Origin of the sequence: Delftia sp. GW456-R20 (assembly GCF_001622915.1) — a bacterium.
Classification (GTDB): domain Bacteria; phylum Pseudomonadota; class Gammaproteobacteria; order Burkholderiales; family Burkholderiaceae_C; genus Comamonas; species Comamonas acidovorans.
In genome coordinates this window covers 1-20323 of sequence record NZ_LWCN01000001.1, presented here as the reverse complement: position 1 = coordinate 20323, position 20323 = coordinate 1, and the positions used below count along the sequence as shown (strand labels likewise).

The window sequence follows — 20323 nt, the reverse complement described above, 5'->3', positions numbered from 1 at the left end:
ACGCGAAGCAAGGGCCTCGAAAAGCGTGGAACATGCCTGGCCGGCAGGGATTGGCCGGACTGCGAAAAACAAAAGGGCAGCGCGGTTGCCCGTGCTGCCCTTCTGGCCGGAGAAGCAGGATTTACTTCTTGCCGAAACGGTTGCGGAAGCGCTCCACACGGCCGCCCATGTTGTCCACCGACTTTTGCGTGCCGGTGTAGAACGGGTGCGACTCGGACGAGGTGTCCAGCTTGAACAGGGGGTAGTCCTTGCCTTCGAAGGTGTCGGTTTCCTTCGTGTTCACGCACGAGCGGGTCACGAACTTGAAGCCGTTGGACAGGTCCACGAACAGAACTTCGCGGTAGTTGGGGTGGATGCCTTCTTTCATGATCTTTCCTTCTGATGCAAGTGCGGTAGCCGTGCCTGACCCGCTGCAACCTTTGTAGCGGTTCAAATCAAGCGTACTTTCCGCAAGAAAAAGCCCTGCATTATCGCATAGTGCTCAGTTGCGTGCCAAGCCGGCGGGCCTGGGGCCCGTGTACGCCGCGCGTGGCCGAATGATCTGCCGTGTGGCGCGCTGCTCCAGCGCCTGTGCCAGCCAGCCTGCGCAGCGGCCCAGCGCGAACAGCCCGAAGGCGCTGCCCGGCGGCAGCTGCAGGTGCCGTCGCAGGGCCACCAATGCGAAATCGACCGAAGGGGCCAGGCCAGTGAGTGCCATCACTTCGGCCGCCAGGGCCGCCGCCGGTCCCTGCCTGGGCAGCATTTCCAGCAGCAGGGCGGCGCGCACATCGCCTTCGGGGTAGAGGTGGTGGCCGAAGCCGGGCAGGGTCTCGCCGCGCGCCAGGCGCTGGCGCAGGCGTGCCGGGGCCTGCGCCTCGCCCAGCTCGTCCCGGAGCGCCTCGACGCGCGCGGTCGTGCCGCCGTGGCGCCCGCCCGTCAGGGCGGCAAGGCCTCCCACCACGGCCGCCCGCAGGCTGGCGCCCGTGGATGCCACGCAGCGCGCCGTGAAGCCGGAGGCGTTGAGTTCATGGTCGGCGCACAGCACCAGGGCCATGCGCACCAGGTCGGCGCCTTGTGCGTCCAGCGCCCAGGCCTGGGCGCATTGCAGGTGGATGGGGGTCTTGTCCGGCGCCTTGCCCAGCAGGCAGGCTGCCAGCAGGCGCAGGAGCGCTCCGCAGCCTGCAGCCAGCCGTTCTGGCGATTGCTGCCATGCGGCAGTGGCCGCGTCATCGCTGGCGACGGTGAACAGCGGCAGCAGCGTGTTTTCGCAAGGCTGGCCGGCCATGCGCTGCTGCAGGTCGGGCAACACAGGGGCGGCCTCCACGGCGTGTGCGGCGAAGGCGGCACCGGCCGGGTATTGCCAGAGCAGGGCGGCGGTTTCTTCCAACGTGTGCGAGCGCGCCCAGTCCACGGCGTCCTCGCCACGGTAGTAGAGGCGGCCCTGTTCTATCAGCGTGATCGATGACTCCAGCACCGGCAGGCCCCAGTTGAGCGCGGCCTGGGCGACTTCGCGGGGTTTGCGGCCCTGGCCGCGCTGGCGCGCGAGCTGCTCGACCTCTTCGCGCAGGTAGCGGCTTTCGCGCGGCGTGTCTGCCGCATGGGCATGAAGCAGACCCCGGCTGACATAGGCATACAGCGTGGCGCGGCTCACGCCCAGCAGTGCGGTGGCTTCGGTCGAGTTCAGGTAGTCGGGCATGGATGTGATGATATGTTGATTTATTTAATCAATATTGACAATATTTTCTGGAAATCTATGGTGCGGGTTCCAACCCTTGTTTCCGTTGCCAGGAGTGCTCCATGTCCAGTCTTCCGACCTCTTCCGCTTTTGATCACTGCGCCGCCCAGATCTGGGCGGCACTGGAAGGTGCCCAGGACGCGCTGCACCGTCTGGAGATGCGCGGGCAAGGTGCCTTGGCCTCGGTGTTTCCGGTCTCCGATCTGGCGGCAGCCAGCCTGGGTGTGGCAGGCCTTGCCATCTCCGAGCTGGTGGCCCAATGCGGCGCTGCCGCGCCGCAGGTGGTGGTGGATCGCAGACTCGCGTCCCTGTGGTTTGGCAGCAGCCTGCATCCGCTGGGCTGGGAGATGCCCGCGCTGTGGGACGCCGTGGCCGGCGACTACCGCACGGCCGATGGCTGGATCCGCCTGCATACCAATGCGCCCCACCACCGCGCAGCAGCACTGGCCGTGCTCGACGCACCGGCCGACCGGGAGGCTGTGGCGACGGCGGTCAGGCGCTGGGCGGCGCATGAGTTGGAGTCGGCCGTTGTCGCGCAGGGTGGCTGTGCCGCCGCCATGCGCGGGCTGGCTGCCTGGGCTGCGCATCCGCAGGGGCAGGCCGTGCAGCAGGAGCCGTTGCTGGCGTGGCAGGTGCATCCGCAGCCGGGCCGGGCCTTCAGTTTCAGTGCTGATGCGTGGCAGCCATCGGCGCAGCGGCCGCTGCAGGGGCTGCGCGTGCTGGATCTGACGCGCATCCTGGCCGGTCCCGCCGCCACGCGCTGGCTGGCGGGCCATGGTGCCGAGGTGCTGCGCATCGATCCGCCCGGTTGGGAGGAGCCGGGTACGGTGCCTGAAGTCACGCTGGGCAAGCGCTGTGCCCGGCTGGACCTGCGGGCGCCCCAGGATCGTGCCGTGTTCGAACAACTTCTGGCCGGCGCCGACGTGCTGGTCCATGGTTACCGGGACGGTGCGCTGGAGGGGCTGGGATTCGGGGCCGCGTGGCGCCGTCGGCTGAATCCCTCACTCATCGATGTGTCGCTCAACGCCTATGGATGGAGCGGGCCCTGGCAGCAGCGGCGCGGCTTCGACAGCCTGGTGCAGATGAGCGCCGGCATTGCCGATGCAGGCATGCACCGGCTGGGCCGTGACCGACCCACGCCGCTGCCGCTGCAGGCGCTGGACCACGCCACCGGCTATCTGATGGCTGCCGCCGTGGTGATGGCGCTGGTGCGGCGCATGCAGGGGCATGGCGGCAGCACGGTGCGCGCCTCGTTGGTGCGCACGGCCCATCTTCTGGCGGGGCATGGCGTGGGCGACCCGGATGCCTGCCCGCTGGCGCCGGTGAACGGTGCCGAGGATTTCAGCGCGGCGATCGAGGCGACCTCCTGGGGCGCGGCGCGGCGCCTGCGGGCGCCGGTGGAGGTGGCGGGTGCGCCCATGCACTGGGAGCGCGCGGCCTGTGCGCTGGGCACGTCTGTCGCAGCGTGGTAAGACGGGCGGCTGGAATGCAAAACGCCCCGCGTGAGCGAGGCGTCGTTGGGTGCCGTGGGCTGGATCTCTGAGATCAGCCGCCGCGGCGCATCATGTCGAAGAAGTCCACGTTGGTCTTCGTGGCCCGCATGTTCTTGATCATCAGCTCCATGGCCTCGATCTCGTCCATGTTGTACATGAACTGGCGCAGGATGCGGGTCTTTTGCAGGATCTCGGGAGCCAGCAGCAGTTCTTCGCGGCGTGTGCCGCTCTTGTTGAGTTCGATGGCGGGGAACACGCGCTTTTCGTAGAGACGGCGGTTCAGGGCCAGTTCGCTGTTGCCCGTGCCCTTGAACTCTTCGAAGATCACTTCGTCCATGCGGCTGCCGGTATCGACCAGGGCCGTGGCGATGATGGTCAGCGAGCCGCCTTCTTCCACATTGCGTGCCGCGCCGAAGAAGCGCTTGGGGCGCTGCAGGGCGTTGGAGTCCACGCCGCCCGACAGCACCTTGCCCGACGAGGGCACGACGTTGTTGTAGGCGCGGGCCAGGCGGGTGATGGAGTCCAGCAGGATGACCACGTCCTTCTTGAGCTCGACCAGGCGCTTGGCGCGCTCGATCACCATCTCGGCCACGTGCACGTGGCGCGTGGCGGGCTCGTCGAAGGTGGAGGCGATGATTTCGCCCTTGACCGAGCGCTGCATCTCGGTCACTTCTTCGGGGCGCTCATCGACCAGCAGCACCATCAGGTGCACGTCGGGATGGTTGGCCGTGATGGAATGGGCGATGCTCTGCATCATCATGGTCTTGCCGCTCTTGGGCGGTGCGACGATCAGCGCGCGCTGGCCGCGGCCGATGGGGGCGATGATGTCGATGATGCGGCCGGTGATGTTCTCCTCACCCTTGATCTCGCGCTCCAGGCGCAGCTGCTGGGTGGGGAACAGGGGGGTCAGATTCTCGAACAGCACCTTGTGCTTGTTCTGCTCGGGCGAGCCGCCGTTGACGGAGTCGAGCTTGGTCAGTGCGAAGTAGCGCTCGCCATCCTTGGGCGTGCGCACTTCACCTTCGATCATGTCGCCGGTGTGCAGGTTGAAGCGGCGGACCTGGCTGGGCGAGATGTAGATGTCGTCGGTGCTGGCCGTATAGCTGGTGTCGGGGCTGCGCAGAAAGCCGAAACCGTCCGGCAGGATTTCCAGCACGCCGTCGGCGAACACTTGTTCGCCTGCCTTGGCTCGCTTTTTGATGATGGCGAACATCAACTCTTGCTTGCGCATGCGACCGACGTTTTCGATCTCAAGCGCTTCGGCCTGCTTCAGGACTTCAGACACGTGCAGTGCCTTGAGTTCATTAAGGTGCATGGAGTGACTCCAGAACGGAGTGGAAAGAAACCAGGGGAAGGCGTTGAGCCAAGCGAAACACTGTGGAAGTGGGCTGGCTTGCCTGAGGGTCTCAGCGCGGCCTTCAATGCATAAGGCCGGTGATGAAGGGCATTATGACAGGAAAAAATCCGAAGGTCACAGGGAAATTTGCGCTGGCGCCTCGTTTATGCGCCAGTGCGATGCGGTGCTGCGGCCAACGCCGGCCCGCATCTGTGACGGCCCCGTGTGCGGGGCCGTCGGGGGAATCAGGCCAGGTGCTGTTCCAGGAAAGCGGACAGCTGTGCCTTGTTGAGGGCGCCCACCTTGGTAGCGGCCAGCTGGCCATCCTTGAACAGCATCAGCGTGGGAATGCCGCGGATGCCGAACTTGGCGGGGATCTCACGGTTCTCGTCCACATTCATCTTGGCGATGGACAGCTTTTCCTTGTAGGTCTGCGCTGCTTCGTCGAGGATGGGGGCGATCATCTTGCAGGGGCCGCACCATTCGGCCCAGTAATCGACCAGCACCGTGGTGCCAGGCTGCAAGACGTCGGCTTCAAAGCTTGCGTCGGAGATGTGTTTGATCAGTTCGCTGGCCATGGGTGGAGTCCTTGATTTTTCGCAATGAGGAAGGCGCAGGAAAATCCGCACCGCAAAAAGATTGTGACAGAAACCTATCACCTGCTGCACCGTATGGGCGGTAGCTCAATGCTATGACTGTCATAGCTGTTTATGGGGTGGCGACAGGGTTGCCGGGACTCCGGGAATTAGTGGCGCCCGCGCGCAGACCGGCCTGCGGCAGGGTATTCTGCGCGCCCGCGCTGCAGGCATATGTGCCGGCCGGCAGCGCCAAGTTGAATGCGAGCATGGAATGGAAACTGATGTGATGGATGCTTTTGAACCCGGTGCGGCAGCGCGCATGATGGACTGCGATGTGGCGGTGATCGGTGCGGGGCCTGCGGGCCTGATGGCGGCCGAAGGGCTGGCCGGCAAGGGGCTGGATGTCCATGTGTTCGAGGCCAAGTCCTCCGCTGGGCGCAAGTTCCTCATGGCAGGCAAGGGCGGGCTCAACCTGACCCATTCCGAAAACCTGCCCGCCTTTGTCTCCCGCTACGGCGAGCGCAGTGCCGAGGTGTCGCGCTGGCTGGAGCTGCTGTCCCCGGATCAACTGCGTGCCTGGGCCGGTGAACTGGGCGTGGAAACCTTTGTGGGCAGCTCGGGCCGCGTATTCCCCAAGGACATGAAGGCTGCGCCCTTGCTGCGTGCCTGGCTGGTGCGTCTGCAGACCCAGGGCGTGGTCCTGCACACGCGCCACCGCTGGCTGGGCTGGCAAGAAGGCGATGCGCTGGGCTTTGATACACCCGAAGGGCGGCTGCAGGTGCGGGCAAGGGCCGTGGTGCTGGCATTGGGCGGTGGCAGCTGGGCGCGCCTGGGCTCGGATGGCGCCTGGCTGCCCTTGCTGGAGCAGCGCGGTGTTGAAGTCGCTGCGTTGAAGCCTTCCAACTGCGGGTTCGATGTGGGTCTGGACGGCGCGGCTTCGGGCGGACAGATCGATCGCCGGGAGTTCATGGCCGAGCTGCTGGGCGCCAGCCCCCAGCCTGCGCGCGGCTGGAGTCCTTATTTCACCGAGCGCTTTGCGGGCCAGCCGTTCAAGTCTGTGGCGCTGTCCTTTGATGATGGCAAAGGCCATGTTTTCTCGCGCAAGGGCGAATTCATTGCCACGACCACGGGCGTGGAAGGCAGCCTGATCTATGCCGTCTCTGCGGCGCTGCGCGAAGCCATTGCGCGCGACGGGCAGGCCACCGTCCATCTCGACCTGCTGCCCCAGTTGACGCCCGAGCGCGTGCTGGTGGAAGTGCGCCATCCGCGCGGCTCGCGCAGCCTGGCCAGCCATCTGAAGGGGCGCCTGGGCCTGGACGGCATCAAGGCCGCCGTGCTGCATGAGGTGCTGGGCAAGGAAGGTGTGGCCGACCCTGTGCGGCTGGCCCATGCCATCAAGGCCCTGCCCATCACCGTGGTGGCGGCCCGACCCATTGACGAGGCCATCAGCACGGCAGGCGGCGTGCGGCTGGAAGCTCTGGACGCCAACGGCATGTGCGCAGCCGCTCCTGGCGTTTTCTGCGCCGGCGAGATGCTGGACTGGGAGGCTCCCACGGGCGGCTACCTGCTGACGGCGTGCATGGCCAGCGGCCTGCAGGCGGCGCAAGGCGTTGCGCGCTATCTCAAGGTGGATGGCGCAGAGCGTTAAGGGAGAGAGGGTGCCGCAGCGGGCCTGGACGGGGCAGGCGCCCGCAGGGCCTGCTGTTCAATGAAGGTGACGAGCCTTGCCCTCGGCACTGGTTTCACGGTTAGGGCTGCTTGGTTCCCCACCTGACCCGGTTGGCCGCTTCCCCATGCGAGGAGGCCCGTCACTCTCGATTATAGGGGCAAACACCGGGCCGCCCGGACGACATGGCCGGCCAAACCCGGGTCGCCTCGGGCAAGGGCGCCCAGCCCCGTAGAATCGCGGGATGTCTTATCTTGTGCTGGCCCGCAAATACCGCCCCCGCAATTTCTCTGAAATGGTGGGGCAGGAGCATGTCGTTCAGGCGCTCACCAACGCCCTGACGCAGCAGCGCCTGCACCATGCCTATCTGTTCACCGGCACGCGCGGCGTGGGCAAGACCACGGTCTCGCGCATTTTGGCCAAGTCGCTCAACTGCCAGGGCGCCGATGGCCAGGGCGGCATCACGGCAACGCCCTGCGGCGTCTGTGCGGCCTGTACCGAAATCGACAGCGGGCGCTTTCCCGACTACACGGAGCTGGACGCTGCCTCCAACCGTGGCGTGGACGAGGTGCAGAGCCTGCTGGAGCAGGCTGTCTACAAGCCGGTGCAGGGACGCTTCAAGGTCTTCATGATCGACGAAGTGCACATGCTCACGAACACGGCCTTCAACGCCATGCTCAAGACGCTGGAGGAGCCGCCCGAATACCTGAAGTTCGTGCTGGCCACCACCGATCCGCAGAAGGTGCCCGTGACCGTGCTCAGCCGCTGCCTGCAGTTCAACCTGCGGCCCATGGCGCCCGAGACCGTGCTGGAGCATCTGGGCCAGGTGCTGGGGCAGGAAGGCGTGGCCTCCGAGCCCCAGGCCCTGCGCCTGCTGTCGCGCGCCGCGCGTGGCTCCATGCGCGATGCGCTGTCGCTGACTGACCAGGCCATTGCCTTTGGCAGCGGACAGCTGCAGGAGGCCACGGTGCGCCAGATGCTGGGCAGCGTGGACCGCAGCCATGTGTTCCGCCTGATCGAGGCACTCGCCCAGGCCGATGGCCAGGTGGTTGTGGAAACCTCCGAGGCGCTGCGCCGCAATGGCCTGTCTGCCGCCTCTACGCTGGAGGAAATGTGCGCCGTGCTGCAGCGCATGGCCGTGGCACAGGCCGTGCCGCAGATTGCCGCCGACGCCAGCGATCCAGAAGCCGCAGAGATCGCCCGCCTTGCGGTGCTGATGCCGCGCGACGAAACCCAGCTGCTCTACAGCATCTGCCTGCATGGCCGGGCCGAACTGGGCCTGGCTCCCGACGAGTACGCGGCGCTGACCATGGCGCTGCTGCGGCTGCTGGCGTTCAAGCCGCAATCTGCAGAGCCCGCCCCGGGCGCGGCTGAAAAAAAAACTCCAGCGCTGACCCCCTCCACGGCGAAGCCTGAATCTCCCGCGCCCGTTGCGCAGACGCGGCCCGCACAGCCCGCTGTGCCCGAGGCTCCCGCTGCCCCAGCCAAGGCGGCCATGCCCGTCCCGCTCGCGCCTCCTGCTCCTGTCGCGCCTGTCGCATCTCCCGTGACCGCTGCGCCCGCCGTGGTCGCTCCCGTGGTGCAAGCCGTTGCGGCTCCAGCGCCTGTTCAGGCGCCCGTGGCCGTGGCCGCAGTTGCCAGGCCGGAACCTGTGCTTGCGCCTGTCCAGGAGGCCAGGCCTTCCGCTGCTCCAGAGGTGAAGCCGGCCGCCGGTGTCGCCCAGGAGCCCCTGGACGAGCCTGTGGATGAGCCCGTGGACGATGTGCAGGAAGACGAAGACTCTTCTGCCGATGAGGCGCCGCAGGCGCAGGATGCCGATGCGCCGGACGAGGGTGCCTGGGCCGGGATGCCCGATGAAGGCTGGGCCGACGAAGGCCGCTGGAGCGATGACGGAGATCTGGCCCTGGAGCCGCCTGCCGCTGCCGTGGCACGGCAGTCCGAACCGCAGATCGACACTCAGATCGATGCGCAGGACTTCGCTCCCGAACGTGGCCGCCAGTCCCCCGGTGCGCCTCCCGCGCCGACCGTGGAGCGCACGCCCGACGGCGATGTCTGGCACGCTGCCGTCCAGCAACTGGTGCAGGCCGAGGCCGTCACGGCGCTGGCACGGCAACTGGCGCTGCAGTCGCAACTGGTGGCGCGCGATGGCGATGCATGGACGCTGCGCGTGGAAAGCAGCTCGCTGGCCCAGCCCGCCACGCGCGAGCGCCTGCGTGCAGCGCTGGAGGCCGCTGGCCTGGCGCGGCAACTGAATGTCGAGCAAGGCGCCGTGGTGGACAGCCCCGCGCGGCGCAATGCGGTGGCCAGCCATGAGCGCCAGCGCATTGCAGAAGACATCGTGATGAATCATTCTCTGGTGCAGACCCTGATCCGCAGCCATGGCGCGAAAATCGTGCCCGGCAGTATCAAGCCCGTATCCATTCAGCCCTGACACGCTCCAGAGCGTTTCGTTTTTACCCTACAGAAGAAGGAACTCACATGTTCAACAAAGGACAACTGGCCGGCCTGATGAAGCAAGCCCAGGCCATGCAGGACAACCTCAAGAAGGCCCAGGATGAACTGGGCAACATCGAGGTGGAAGGTGAATCGGGCGCGGGCCTCGTGAAGGTGGTCATGACCTGCAAGCACGACGTCAAGCGCATCACCATCGACCCCAGCCTGCTGGCCGAAGACAAGGACATGCTGGAAGACCTGGTGGCTGCCGCCTTCAACGCCGCCGTGCGCAAGGCCGAAGAGACTTCCAACGAGAAGATGGGCAAGCTCACGGCTGGCATGCCCGGCCTGCCGGGCGGCATGAAGTTCCCGTTCTGAGGCAGGCCCCAGCGGTTGTGCCGAACAGCCTGGAGAGGCCATGCCGGCTTCTCCAGCTGCCCACTCGTGTGGAGTGGCCATCGAGCGATCTGCCCCTGCAGATCGCTTTTTTTCTGAGAACCTTCTCCATTGAAAGGAAGCTGCCATGTCGGACGTGCAATCGCTCGATGGCCTGATCGAGGCCTTGCGCAGGCTCCCGGGTGTAGGCATCAAGTCGGCGCAGCGCATGGCCTTCCACCTGCTGCAGCGCGACCAGGACGGCGCGCGGCAGCTGGCCCGTGCCCTGACCACGGCCGTGGAGTCGGTCACCCACTGCGAGCGCTGCCATACCTTCACCGAAGGCCGCATCTGCTCCATCTGCCAGGATGAAGGGCGTGACGCGGCCCGGTTGTGCGTGGTGGAGGCGCCCGCCGATATGGCGGCCATGGAGCGCACGGGTGCCTACCAGGGCTATTACTACGTGCTGATGGGGCGGTTGTCGCCACTCGACGGCATAGGTCCGCGCGATCTGAACCTGTCATCCCTGCTGGAGCGTGCCGGCGACGGCAAGGTGCAGGAGGTGATCCTGGCCACCAGCTTCACGGCGGAAGGCGAGGCCACGGCCCATGCGATCAGCGAGGCCCTGAAGGCGCGCGGCATCCATGTGACGCGCCTGGCGCGCGGCGTGCCCATAGGCAGCGAACTCGAGTACGTGGACCTCGGTACGATCGCCCATGCGCTGGTGGACCGCCGGTAGTGGCCGAGGCGGCTGGCGTTTCTTGTCTATTCATCAGGAGCCTGTATGCCGACCTCTGTCATCCTGCCGCCCGGCGGCTTCTCCATAGCGCATTGGTGCCTGCTGGTGGCGGCCCTGCTGCCGCTGGCCTGCGCCTACATCGCCAAGGCGCCCGGCATGAAGCACCGGCCGGGGCAGCGCGGTTTCGACAACCACGAACCCCGGGCCTGGCTGGCGCAGCAGACGGGCTACCAGGCACGGGCCAACGCGGCGCAGGCCAATAGCTTCGAGTGCCTGCCGTTCTTCATTGGCGCCTTGCTGGTTGCCTGGCAATTGGGTGCACCGTCCGCGCGTGTCGATGGCCTGGCCGTGGCCTTTGTTGTGTTGCGCATTGCCTACATCGCCTTTTATGTGACGGACCGCGCCACGCTGCGCAGTCTGGCCTGGGCGCTGGCGCTGGTGGTGAATCTGCTGCTGTTTTTCGCGGGCTACCGCTGAGGCCTGGGTGAGGCCTGGGTGAGGGCCGGGCGCGTGTTCACCGCGCGCCGTGCTGGCCCTGAAGCCTACGGTGTTTCACATACGGGCAAGCACCGATGCTGTGCATGCGGGCTCTGGGCATGATCGTGTTGCACTGCAGCAAAATAACCACCATGTCTTCCCACGTGCTTGATCGCCGAACCTTGTTGAGCCTCATGGGGCTGGGTTCCCTTTGGTCGCTTCCTTCCCTCGGTTCGGCCGAGCTGGTGACGATTTCCGTGGGCGGTCAGGGCCTGCTGTATTACCTACCGCTGGTGATTGCCCAGCAACTGGGGTACTTCGAGGCCGAGGGCCTGACCGTGCGCATCGATGACTATCCGGGCGGGTCGCAGTCGCTGCAGGCGCTGGAATCGGGCGCCGCCGATGTGTGCGCGGGTGCCTATGAACACACGCTTGTCGCGCAGCAGCGCGGCAGTGTGCTGCGTGCCTTTGTCGTGCAGGGGCGTGCGCCGCAGATTGCGCTGGGCGTGTCCTCGCGCTGGATGCCGCGCTACCAGACGCTGGCCGACCTGCGCGGGCGGCGCGTGGGCGTGTCCTCGCTGGGCGCATCCACGGCCCGGGCCGTGCAACTGATGCTGCTGGGTGAGGGTCTGGAGGCCGATCTGGTGCAACTGGTGGGTGTGGGCTCGGGGCCTGACGCCATGGAGGCGCTGCGCACCGGGCGCGTGCATGCGCTGTGCCATGCGGACCCGCTGATGAGCGTGCTGGAGGACAAGGGAGCCGTGCGCATCGTCAGAGACCTGCGTGATCTGCGCAGCAGCGCGCAGCTGTATGGCGGCTCCATGCCCTCGGGCACGCTGTACGCGACCCAGGCCTTTTTGCGCAAGAACCCGGCCAAGGCCCAGGCGCTGAGCAATGCCATGGTCCGATCGCTCAAGTGGCTGCAGACCGCCGCGCCCATGGATGTGCTCAGGGCCGTGCCTGCACCGTATCTGCTGGGCTCGCGGCGTGCCTATCTGTCGGCCTTCGAGCACATGCGCACCACGATCTCCCCGGATGGCCTGATGCCCGATGACGGGCCTGCCACGGCCCTGCGCGCCCTGGTCCGGCTCAACCCTGCGCTGGCGCGCAGCGGTATCGACCTGGAGCGCTCGTTCACCAACGAATTCGTGCGGCAGTCCCGCCAGCGTTTCCACACCTGAGTCCCCGGGCCGCACGCAAAAGAGCCCGCGAAAGCGGGCTCTGTGGAGTGGGGCAGTGGCGGTGCCTTCAGCGCCTTCAGCGCTTTTTCACCTTGGATGGCTTGCCGCCACGCGGCGCCGTGGTGACCGACACCTTGGCGTTGCGGTTTTGCGGCTGCACGGCCACCTTGCGTGCGGTTCCGGTGGACTTGGCCGCCCGGGCATTGCCGCCGCTGCTGGCGCGCACCGGCAGGTAGGCCACCAGCGATTGGCCGGCATGCAGGGTGGCGGAGGACTTCAGGTCATTCCAGTCCGCCAGATTGGACGCGCTGACGCCGTAGCGGTTGGCCACGCTGATCAGCGTGTCGCGCTTGCGGGCCTTGATGGTGGTGCGGCGCGTGACGATCTCGGGGGCAAAGCTGATCTGGCCATTGTCGGCCACGTGGCCGGCCACGTCGGCACGCACGTTGGCGCCGCGCGGCACCATGAGCGCGGAGCCGGCCTTGATCAGCATGCGTGGGGGGATGTTGTTGAGGGCGCGCAGGTCGGACTCGCCCAGGCCCACGCGCTGGGCCGCCTCGGCCACGCTGATGGTGGAAGGCACGGTCCACACGGTCCAGCTCGCGTACTGGCCTTCGTCGAAGGCCTGCATGTTGCGGCGGAACACCTTGGCGTTGTCCCAGGGCAGCAGGATCTCCGGCGTGCCGGCCGCAAAGATCACCGGCTTGCGGAAGCTGGGATTGAGCGCCTTGAAGTCATCGGTCGACACGTCGGCCAGCTTGGCTACCAGTTCCACGTCGATGTCACGGGTGATGGTGACGGTCTGGAAGTAGGGGTGGTTCTCGATCAGCGGCAGCTCGGTGTTGAACGCATCGGGGTTGGCCACGATGTTCTTGACGGCCTGCAGCTTGGGCACGTACATGCGGGTCTCGGCCGGCATCTGCAGGTCGGTGTAGCCCGTGGGCAGGCCCAGCTTCTCGTTGCGCTTGATGGCGCGGCCCACACTGCCTTCGCCCCAGTTGTAGGCGGCCAGGGCCAGGTGCCAGTCGCCGAACATGTCGTAGAGCTTTTGCAGGTAGTCCAGCGCGGCGCGCGTGGAGGCCAGCACGTCGCGGCGGTCGTCGCGGAAGGCGTTTTGCTTGAGGTCGAAATAGGTGCCGGTGGCCGGCATGAACTGCCACATGCCGGCCGCCTTGGCAGTGGAGACGGCCTGCGGGTTGAAGGCGCTCTCGATGTAGGGCAGCAACGCCAGCTCGGTGGGCATGTTGCGCCGCTCCAGTTCCTCGACGATGTGGAACAGGTACTTGCTGGAGCGCTCGGTCATGCGCTGTATGTAGTCGGGCCGGCTGGCATACCACTGCTCGCGGTCCTTGACCAGATCCTGGTCCAGGTCGGGCATGGCAAAGCCCTGGCGAATGCGTACCCACAGATCGCCCGTGGTCTCCAGCGAGGCCACGCCGCCGTTGCCGGCGCTGCCTGTGCCCAGCGGGCTCAGCGGTCCGTTGGGGTACATCGGGGAGTGCGGTGCGGTGCTGGGGGCGGGGGCCGTGCTGGCCAGGTCCGGGCTGCTGGTGGTGGCGCAGCCCGCAAGAGCCAGCAGGCTGCCCAGCAGCAGGGTGTGTAGCAGTTTCATCAGAAGACGTTTTTCCATTGGCGCAGGCCGGCCAGCACGCTGGCGGGGTCCTGCTGTCTCACCTGTGCGTCGAAGCCTGCGGCGGCGGCGGCCACTGCGGATTCGCGCGTTCTAAGAAAGGGATTGATGGAGCGCTCGGTCTCCATCAGGGAAGGCAGCGTGGGCCGGCCGGCCTCGCGCAACGCCTGACAATGCCTCTGGTAGTGAGCCAGGGCCTGGTTGTTTGGTTCCACGGCCTGCGCAAAGCGCAGGTTGGACATTGTGTACTCATGTGCGCAGCAGACCAGGGTGTTGTCCGGCAGCGCGGCCAGATCGTCCAGCGATTGCTGCATCTGCTGCGGCGTGCCTTCGAACAGGCGCCCGCATCCCCCTGAAAACAGCGTATCGCCGCAGAACAGCACGGGCTGCGCCTGCGCCGCCGTGCTGTAGAAGGCGATGTGGCCGCTGGTGTGGCCGGGCACGTCAATGACCTGCCAGGGGCCGCCCAGGGCCTGCACGGTATCGCCACCCTGCACGCGCTGCACGGGCTCGGGCAACTGCTCGTAGGCGGGGCCCCAGACCTGGGCGCCCGTGGCCTGGCGCAGCTGCGCCACGCCGCCGACATGATCGGCATGGTGGTGGGTGACTAAAATGCCCTGCAACTGCAAGTCCAGCTGGCGCAGGCTGGCCAGCACGGGCGCTGCATCGCCGGGATCGACGACCAGGGCCTGCCCTGCGTCGTACAGCAGCCAGATGTAGTTGTCGGAAAAAGCGGGGATGGGCAACAGGTTCATGAGCAGCAAAATTATAGGGACGCATCACTGGACGCAATCTGCCCTCGGCCACTACCTGCTGGAATGGGAGCAGCAGCGCTGCGACGAGGCGGTGGCCGATATTTTCGGCTATCACAGCCTGCAGTTGGGCATGCCCATGCTCCAGGGGCTGCGCGCCAATCGCATGCCGCACCGCTGGCTGGCCCTGGATTCCATGCAGGATGCGGTGCCAGCCGAGGCAGTGCCGCCGCTGGAGGTGCCCGTGGCGCTGCTGGCCGATCCGGCCGCGCTGCCGTTTTCCGAGGCCAGCCTCGACCTCGTCGTCATGCCGCACACGCTGGAGACCTCGCCGGACCCGCATGCCGTATTGCGCGAGGCGGCCAGGGTGCTGATGCCGGAGGGCCGTATCGTCGTGTGCGGGCTCAACCCCGCCAGTCTGCTGGGCGTGCAGCGCCGTGCCGAGCGCGGCGTGTATCTGCCCGATGTGGGCTGGGGCGTGGGCTACTGGCGGCTGCGCGACTGGCTGCGATTGCTGGCCTTCGAGATCGAGGCCGTGCAGTTCGGCTGCTATCGTCCTGCCGTGCAGACGGATCGCTGGCTGCGGCGCTGGCAGTTCATGGACCGCGTGGGGCGGCTGGGCTGGCCCATGCTGGGCGGCGTGTACTGCGTGGTGGCCGTCAAGCGCGTGCCGGGCGCACGCATGCTGGAGCCTGCCTGGCGTGGCCGCGCAGCCGTGTCGGGCGCCTCCGTGCCTGTGGCCCACCGCATGCCGGCGCAGGCGGTGCAGGGCAGCGATCCGCATTCCAACCGGCCTGAAGGCCGGGCCATTCAACCCAAGGAAATTTTTTGAATCAAGTTGTTATCTACACGGACGGCGCCTGCAAGGGCAATCCGGGTCCCGGCGGCTGGGGCGTGGTGCTGGAGGCCGGCAGCGCCAGGAAAGAGCTGTTCGGCGGCGAGCTGAACACGACCAACAACCGCATGGAGATGATGGCCGTGATCGAGGCGCTGTCCGCGCTCAGGCGGCCCTGCGATGTGGTGCTCTACATCGACAGCCAGTACGTGCTCAAGGGCATCACCGAATGGATCCATGGCTGGAAGGCCAAGGGCTGGAAGACGGCCTCCAAGGAGCCGGTCAAGAACGTCGAGCTGTGGCAGCGGCTGGACGCCCTGGTCCAGGGTGGCGGCCACCGCATCGACTGGCGCTGGGTCAAGGGCCACGCAGGCGACCCTGGCAACGAGCGGGCAGACGCCCTGGCCAACAAGGGCGTGGACCAGGCACTGGGGCGCTGAGCGCCTGGTGCGGGGGCGGGTGCAATGCCCGTCCCTTGCTTCCACCTCCCGAGACCTACCTACAACGCGGTAGATGAAAACCCCAGAACCAGAATTCGGCCCGCGCAGCTAATATTTCCATAAGTGGAAATTAGTTCGCGCCCTGCCAGGCATCTTCCGTGGCGTGGTGTTCAAAATTGCCACTTGTGGAATTTTTTTACCCATCTCACGATGAAAGAGCCTTGCGATGAAATACAAAGCAATTGCCGCATTGGCGATGCTGGGCGGCGCGGGAGCGGCGCTGGCCCAGAGTTCGGTGACGCTGTACGGCAGCATGGACCTGACCATGCCCTGGATCAGCGATGTGCGCGGGAGCCGGCTGACGCGCATGGATTCGGCCATTTCCCAGCCTGACCTCTGGGGCCTGCGCGGCTCGGAGGATCTGGGGGGCGGCATGAAGGCCTCGTTCCAGCTGGAGAACGGATTCCTCACGGACATCGGCTCGCCGATCTCGCCGACCAGCTACTTCAACCGGGCTTCCTGGGTGGGTCTGGACAGCGCGTCGATGGGCTCGGTGCGGCTGGGTCGCCAGGTCGATTTCACGGCCGGCACGCTGAGCCAGTGGGGCAACGGCTACCAGCTCTACAACTTCTATCTCTACCACCCCGGCAATCTGGACGGCCTGTCCAGCCAGTTTCCGGTGGACAACTCCGTGGTCTACCTGACGCCCAGCATGGGGGGCATGCAGTTCGGCGCGCAGTACGGTTTTGGCGAGGTGCCGGGCCGCTCGCAGGCCAACCGTACCTACAGCGTCATGGGCAGCTATTCCAGTGCCAAGCTCAATCTGGCCGTGGCCTACACCGATGCGCGTGGCCGTGCCTTCGATATCGCCGGGCGCACGGGCCTGGCGAACGCGCTGGGCCAGGACCTGGTGGCGGGCCGACCCCTGGTGCTCGACACCTTCCAGGTGCTGGGCATAGGCGGCGGTTACCAGCTCGATGCGCTTCCGGTCCGGCTCAACGCGCTGCTGACGCGCTCCACGCTCAAGTACGGCGGGGCCTCCAGCAACATGAGCGCGCTCGACCTGGGCCTGGCCTGGCAGACCAGCCAGGCCGTGACCATCAACACGGGCTACTCCTTCAGCCGCTTCGAGCAGACGAAGTGGAACCAGGTCCACCTGGGCGCGCGCTACGCCTTCTCCAAGCGCACGCAGCTGCATGCCTCGGTCACGCACCAGCGCGCCTCGGATGGCGTGGCAGCGATGAACTCCGTGGGCGTTGCCAGCGGGCGCACGCAGACCGTGATTGCGGCAGGCATACACCACTCGTTCTGAGAGGCATGAGACATGCAGCCCCGGCGACGCGGGCGCATTGGAGACCCCACGATGAAATTCACCCTCAATTCCCGAAGCGTGGCCTTTGACGGCGACGGGCAGACCCCCTTGCTGTGGGTGCTGCGCGATCACTTCAAGCTGCCCGGCACCAAGTTCGGCTGCGGCATCAGCATGTGCGGGGCCTGCACGGTCCATGTCGATGGCGAGCCGGTGCGCTCCTGCGTGCTGCCCGTCTCGACGGTGGGCGGCAAGGCGGTCACGACCATCGAAGGGCTGTCCAGCAACCGTTCCCACCCCATCCAGAAGGCCTGGATGGACAAGGACGTGCCGCAGTGCGGCTACTGCCAGTCCGGCATGGTCATGGCCGCTGCCGCGCTGCTCAAGACCCATCCACAGCCCACCGATGCGCAGATCGACGAGGCCATGACCAATCTGTGCCGCTGCGCCACCTACCACCGCATCCGGGAGGCCATCCATGCCGCAGCGTCCAAGCAATGAACGGGGCCGCACGGCCGGCTCTGCCATCTCGCTGCGGCGCAGGCATCTGCTCCAGAGCGCTGCTGCGCTGCTGGTGGCGCCTGCTGCCGGCAGCCTGCTGATTCCGCTGGCGCAGGCCGCGCCAGCGGAGGCCGGTGCAGCGGCGGCAACGGCTTCCTCCATCGGCGACTGGGTCTGGATCGAGCCTTCGGGGCAGGTGGTGATCGGCGTGTCGCAGTGCGAGGTGGGCCAGGGCATCTACACGGGCCTGCCCCAGGTGCTGGCCGACGAGCTCGATGCCGACTGGGCCAGCGTGACCGTGCGCTTCGTCACGGGGCGCGACGCCTACCGCAACGATGCGGGCGAGATGCCGTTCCAGCAGTTCGTGGGCGCGTCAATGTCGATGAACTATTTCTACGAGCGCATGCGCCTGGCCGGTGCCCAGGCCCGTGATGTGCTGCTGCGTGCCGGCGCGGCCCGGCTGGGCGTGCGGGCATCCCAGTGCAGCACGCGCGCCGGCCGGGTGCTGCACTCCGCGACGGGTCGCAGCGTGGGCTACGGCGAGATCGTGGCCGAGGCTTCCAGGCTGTCCATCGCCGCGCGCCCGCGCATGAAGTCGGCTTCCGAGCAGGGCCTGATCGGCCGCAACCTGCGCCGGGTGGACACCCCGGCCAAGGTCGATGGCAGTGCGGTCTTCGGCATCGATGTCGAGGTGCCCGGCATGCTGATCGGCGCAGTGCGCATGGCGCCCAGCGTGACGGGGCGCATCGTGCGCATCCGCAACGAGGCAGAGGTGCGCGCGCGTCCCGGCGTGCATGCCGTCGTGCGCACCACGCAGTGGCCCGACCCCGAGCCCAGCACCGTGGTCGTGGTGGCCGATTCGTACTGGATCGCCAAGCAGGCCGCCGACGCGCTGGACATCGAATTCGACGCCGGCGCGGCGGCCGGCGTGGACAGCGAGCGCATCCATGCGCAGTTCGTCGCAGGCCTGTCGAACGACAAGGCCGTCGTCGCCCGCAGCCTGGGCAAGCCGCGCGAAATGCTGGCGGCGGGCAAGCCGATCACGGCCGACTACCACTCGCCCTACATCACGCACGCCACCATGGAGCCGCTGGCCGCCACTGTCCATGTGCGCGACGGCGAGGTCGAGACCTGGGGGCCCTACCAGGGCCAGGACTTCCTGCGTGGCGAACTCGGCAAGGCCTGCGGGGTGCCTGCGGACAAGGTCATCGTGCACACCACCTTCCTGGGCGGCAGCTTCGGGCGCAAGTACATGCCCGACTTCGCCTTGCATGCGGCAGCGGCATCCAAGGCCGTGGGCCGGCCCGTCAAGGTCATCCGCTCGCGCGAAGACGACATACGGCATTCCTACTACCGGCCCGGTGCCTCGGGGCGGCTGAGTGCCGTGCTGGGCGCCGACGGCCTGCCTGCCGCGCTGCATGCACGCATCTCGGGCCAGTCGCTGTACGGCGCCATCAACCCCAAGAAGATGGCCGATGCCGGCGGCTGGGACGAGACCATGGTCGAGTCCATCTACGACCTGATCTACGGCGTGCCCAACCTGCTGGTGGATGCCGTGGACGTGCAGCAGCCCATACCGCTGAGCTATCTGCGCAGCGTGGGCACCACGTCCAGCGTGTTCTTCCTGGAAAGCTTCATCAGCGAGCTGGCCCACACCGCAGGCGTGGACGACTACCAGTACCGTCGCCGCCTGCTGGCCGGCCAGCCGCTGGCGCTGGGCGTGCTGGATGCGGCGGCGAAGGCCGCGCGCTGGGAGCAGCCCGCACCGGCAGGCCTGCACCGCGCCATGACCTTCAACGTCTACACGGGGCGGGGCGAGAGCTTCCAGACCTTCGTCGCGCTGGTCATGGAATTGCGTGTTGTGGAAGGCCGCGTGCGGCTGGAGCGCGCCATCTGCGCCATCGACGCGGGCCGCGTGGTCAACCCGGGACTGGTCAAGGCCAATGTCGAGGGCGGCATCGGCTTTGCGCTGACCAACACCTTCAAGAGCCGGCTGGGCTTTGACAAGGGCGTGGTGCAGCAAAGCAATTTCCACGACTACCCGCTGCTGCAACTGTCCGAAATGCCCCGCGTGGAGGTGGTCCTGGTCGAGAGCGACCGGCCGCCCCAGGGCTGCGGCGAAGTGGCCCTGGGCCCCACGGCGCCTGCCGTGGCCACGGCCCTGTTCCATGCCACCGGCCGCCGGTTCCGCTCCATGCCGCTGCCGCAGGACATCGCGTCCACCTGATCACCACCCCAACCCGTTTTTTTCGAGAAAAGGAATTTCATGCAAGTCGAACACATCACCCCGTGCATAGGATCGGAGATATACGGCATCGATCTCTCGGACCCGGCGCAGGTGCATGACCATGCGGACGCGCTGCGCCGGCTGCTGGCCGAGCGCCAGGTCATCTTCTTCCGCGACCAGACGCTGGACCCTGCGCAGCAGGTGCGCGTGGCCCAGGTGTTCGGCAAGGTAGAGCCCGTGTCCTCCACCTTTCCCTCGCACCCGGACGATCCCCATGTCGAGCTGCTGATCAGCCAGGGCACGCGCACCGGCACCGACATCTGGCATGCCGACCTGACCTGGCAGACCAAGCCGCCCGCCGGTGCCTGCCTCTACGCCGTGGACGTGCCGCCCACGGGCGGCGACACCATGTGGGCCAGCATGACCACGGCCTTCGCCTCGCTGGCGCCCGAGCTGCAGGCCTATCTGCGCAAGCTGCGCGCCACCCACAACTGGGAGGCGCCAGCGCTCAGGCAAAGCCTGATGCGCCGAGATCCGTCTGGCGAGGCCTATCGCGCCACCCGCCTCAAGCATCCGCCGCTGGAGCAGCCCGTGGTCCTGGAGCACCCGGTCACCGGGCTGCCCGTGGCCTTTGTGA

At 67.0% G+C, this 20323-nt stretch carries 19 protein-coding genes and 1 other RNA gene; 13 read left to right on the top strand and 7 right to left on the bottom strand.

Annotation, left to right across the window (positions count from 1 at the left end; all coding sequences use genetic code 11):
- Positions 1-121: 121 nt before the first annotated feature.
- The gene (locus A4F85_RS00100) at positions 122-367 is read right to left on the bottom strand and encodes a type B 50S ribosomal protein L31 (protein ID WP_013801474.1); all 246 of its coding nucleotides are present in this window, start codon (positions 365-367) and stop codon (positions 122-124) included.
- A 114-nt stretch (positions 368-481) separates the two neighbouring features.
- A complete protein-coding gene (locus A4F85_RS00095; RefSeq protein WP_063325282.1) occupies positions 482-1675 on the bottom strand; it encodes a citrate synthase family protein in 1194 nt (397 codons plus the stop codon).
- A 101-nt stretch (positions 1676-1776) separates the two neighbouring features.
- Here A4F85_RS00095 and A4F85_RS00090 point away from each other — a divergent pair, with 101 nt between their 5' ends.
- A complete protein-coding gene (locus tag A4F85_RS00090) occupies positions 1777-3186 on the top strand; it encodes a CoA transferase (RefSeq protein ID WP_063325281.1) in 1410 nt (469 codons plus the stop codon).
- Positions 3187-3259: 73 nt separating this feature from the next.
- On the opposite strand, the gene rho is transcribed toward A4F85_RS00090, so the two are convergent.
- The gene (rho, locus tag A4F85_RS00085; protein ID WP_012206705.1) at positions 3260-4522 is read right to left on the bottom strand and encodes a transcription termination factor Rho; all 1263 of its coding nucleotides are present in this window, start codon (positions 4520-4522) and stop codon (positions 3260-3262) included.
- A gap of 266 nt (positions 4523-4788) precedes the next feature.
- Positions 4789-5121 (bottom strand): thioredoxin TrxA, encoded by a 333-nt coding sequence (trxA, locus tag A4F85_RS00080; RefSeq protein WP_012206704.1) that lies wholly within the window; start codon positions 5119-5121, stop codon positions 4789-4791.
- 271 nt (positions 5122-5392) lie between these two features.
- On the opposite strand from trxA, the gene A4F85_RS00075 reads away from it, so the two are divergent.
- Complete coding sequence (locus A4F85_RS00075) at positions 5393-6769, top strand: TIGR03862 family flavoprotein (protein ID WP_063325280.1); 1377 nt, start codon at positions 5393-5395, stop codon at positions 6767-6769.
- 65 nt (positions 6770-6834) lie between these two features.
- On the opposite strand, the gene ffs is transcribed toward A4F85_RS00075, so the two are convergent.
- An RNA gene (gene ffs, locus A4F85_RS00070) (signal recognition particle sRNA small type) lies at positions 6835-6931 on the bottom strand.
- A 100-nt stretch (positions 6932-7031) separates the two neighbouring features.
- Between ffs and dnaX the strand changes: the two genes are divergently transcribed.
- The 5 genes from dnaX to A4F85_RS00045 all read left to right on the top strand — a co-directional run bounded on the left by dnaX (position 7032) and on the right by A4F85_RS00045 (position 11992).
- Positions 7032-9218 carry a DNA polymerase III subunit gamma/tau gene (gene dnaX / locus A4F85_RS00065; RefSeq protein WP_063325279.1) on the top strand — a complete coding sequence of 729 codons (2187 nt, stop codon included), beginning with the start codon at positions 7032-7034 and terminating at the stop codon, positions 9216-9218.
- Positions 9219-9265: 47 nt separating this feature from the next.
- Positions 9266-9598, top strand: a complete 333-nt coding sequence (locus A4F85_RS00060; protein ID WP_012206701.1) for a YbaB/EbfC family nucleoid-associated protein — start codon at positions 9266-9268, stop codon at positions 9596-9598.
- 145 nt (positions 9599-9743) lie between these two features.
- On the top strand, positions 9744-10334 hold the full coding sequence (gene recR, locus A4F85_RS00055) for a recombination mediator RecR (protein WP_012206700.1): 591 nt from the start codon (positions 9744-9746) through the stop codon (positions 10332-10334).
- Between the two features lie 45 nt (positions 10335-10379).
- Entirely contained in the window at positions 10380-10811 is a 432-nt protein-coding gene (locus A4F85_RS00050) for an MAPEG family protein (RefSeq protein WP_012206699.1), read from the top strand.
- A 152-nt stretch (positions 10812-10963) separates the two neighbouring features.
- Complete coding sequence (locus A4F85_RS00045) at positions 10964-11992, top strand: ABC transporter substrate-binding protein (protein ID WP_231890410.1); 1029 nt, start codon at positions 10964-10966, stop codon at positions 11990-11992.
- A 76-nt stretch (positions 11993-12068) separates the two neighbouring features.
- Here the strand turns inward: A4F85_RS00045 and A4F85_RS00040 are convergent, their stop codons facing one another.
- On the bottom strand, positions 12069-13604 hold the full coding sequence (locus tag A4F85_RS00040; protein ID WP_012206697.1) for a transglycosylase SLT domain-containing protein: 1536 nt from the start codon (positions 13602-13604) through the stop codon (positions 12069-12071).
- The gene (gloB, locus tag A4F85_RS00035; RefSeq protein WP_012206696.1) at positions 13604-14377 is read right to left on the bottom strand and encodes a hydroxyacylglutathione hydrolase; all 774 of its coding nucleotides are present in this window, start codon (positions 14375-14377) and stop codon (positions 13604-13606) included. Before gloB ends, A4F85_RS00040 begins: the two co-directional genes overlap by 1 nt.
- On the opposite strand from gloB, the gene A4F85_RS00030 reads away from it, so the two are divergent.
- From A4F85_RS00030 to A4F85_RS00005, 6 genes are all read left to right on the top strand, one after another.
- Positions 14376-15206, top strand: a complete 831-nt coding sequence (locus tag A4F85_RS00030) for a class I SAM-dependent methyltransferase (protein ID WP_013801481.1) — start codon at positions 14376-14378, stop codon at positions 15204-15206. The genes gloB and A4F85_RS00030 overlap by 2 nt on opposite strands.
- Entirely contained in the window at positions 15203-15649 is a 447-nt protein-coding gene (rnhA, locus tag A4F85_RS00025) for a ribonuclease HI (RefSeq protein ID WP_013801482.1), read from the top strand. Before A4F85_RS00030 ends, rnhA begins: the two co-directional genes overlap by 4 nt.
- Before the next feature lie 226 nt (positions 15650-15875).
- A complete protein-coding gene (locus tag A4F85_RS00020; protein ID WP_013801483.1) occupies positions 15876-16961 on the top strand; it encodes a porin in 1086 nt (361 codons plus the stop codon).
- 51 nt (positions 16962-17012) lie between these two features.
- On the top strand, positions 17013-17459 hold the full coding sequence (locus A4F85_RS00015) for a (2Fe-2S)-binding protein (protein ID WP_012206692.1): 447 nt from the start codon (positions 17013-17015) through the stop codon (positions 17457-17459).
- A complete protein-coding gene (locus tag A4F85_RS00010; RefSeq protein WP_063325277.1) occupies positions 17437-19686 on the top strand; it encodes a xanthine dehydrogenase family protein molybdopterin-binding subunit in 2250 nt (749 codons plus the stop codon). The genes A4F85_RS00015 and A4F85_RS00010 overlap by 23 nt, the downstream gene beginning before the upstream one ends.
- 39 nt (positions 19687-19725) lie before the next feature.
- A partial coding sequence (locus A4F85_RS00005; RefSeq protein ID WP_063325276.1) for a TauD/TfdA dioxygenase family protein occupies positions 19726-20323 on the top strand: 598 nt, incomplete at its 3' end.

Excerpts from the sequence above, each read along its gene's own strand:
- A4F85_RS00100 (WP_013801474.1), bottom strand. The coding sequence starts at position 367 with ATGAAAGAAGGCATCCACCCCAACTACCGCGAAGTTCTGTTCGTGGAC.
- A4F85_RS00095 (WP_063325282.1), bottom strand. The coding sequence starts at position 1,675 with ATGCCCGACTACCTGAACTCGACCGAAGCCACCGCACTGCTGGGCGTG.
- A4F85_RS00090 (WP_063325281.1), top strand. The coding sequence starts at position 1,777 with ATGTCCAGTCTTCCGACCTCTTCCGCTTTTGATCACTGCGCCGCCCAG.
- rho (WP_012206705.1), bottom strand. The coding sequence starts at position 4,522 with ATGCACCTTAATGAACTCAAGGCACTGCACGTGTCTGAAGTCCTGAAG.
- trxA (WP_012206704.1), bottom strand. The coding sequence starts at position 5,121 with ATGGCCAGCGAACTGATCAAACACATCTCCGACGCAAGCTTTGAAGCC.
- A4F85_RS00075 (WP_063325280.1), top strand. The coding sequence starts at position 5,393 with ATGGAAACTGATGTGATGGATGCTTTTGAACCCGGTGCGGCAGCGCGC.
- dnaX (WP_063325279.1), top strand. The coding sequence starts at position 7,032 with ATGTCTTATCTTGTGCTGGCCCGCAAATACCGCCCCCGCAATTTCTCT.
- A4F85_RS00060 (WP_012206701.1), top strand. The coding sequence starts at position 9,266 with ATGTTCAACAAAGGACAACTGGCCGGCCTGATGAAGCAAGCCCAGGCC.
- recR (WP_012206700.1), top strand. The coding sequence starts at position 9,744 with ATGTCGGACGTGCAATCGCTCGATGGCCTGATCGAGGCCTTGCGCAGG.
- A4F85_RS00050 (WP_012206699.1), top strand. The coding sequence starts at position 10,380 with ATGCCGACCTCTGTCATCCTGCCGCCCGGCGGCTTCTCCATAGCGCAT.
- A4F85_RS00045 (WP_231890410.1), top strand. The coding sequence starts at position 10,964 with ATGTCTTCCCACGTGCTTGATCGCCGAACCTTGTTGAGCCTCATGGGG.
- A4F85_RS00040 (WP_012206697.1), bottom strand. The coding sequence starts at position 13,604 with ATGAAACTGCTACACACCCTGCTGCTGGGCAGCCTGCTGGCTCTTGCG.
- A4F85_RS00030 (WP_013801481.1), top strand. The coding sequence starts at position 14,376 with ATGAGCAGCAAAATTATAGGGACGCATCACTGGACGCAATCTGCCCTC.
- gloB (WP_012206696.1), bottom strand. The coding sequence starts at position 14,377 with ATGAACCTGTTGCCCATCCCCGCTTTTTCCGACAACTACATCTGGCTG.
- A4F85_RS00020 (WP_013801483.1), top strand. The coding sequence starts at position 15,876 with ATGAAATACAAAGCAATTGCCGCATTGGCGATGCTGGGCGGCGCGGGA.
- A4F85_RS00015 (WP_012206692.1), top strand. The coding sequence starts at position 17,013 with ATGAAATTCACCCTCAATTCCCGAAGCGTGGCCTTTGACGGCGACGGG.
- A4F85_RS00010 (WP_063325277.1), top strand. The coding sequence starts at position 17,437 with ATGCCGCAGCGTCCAAGCAATGAACGGGGCCGCACGGCCGGCTCTGCC.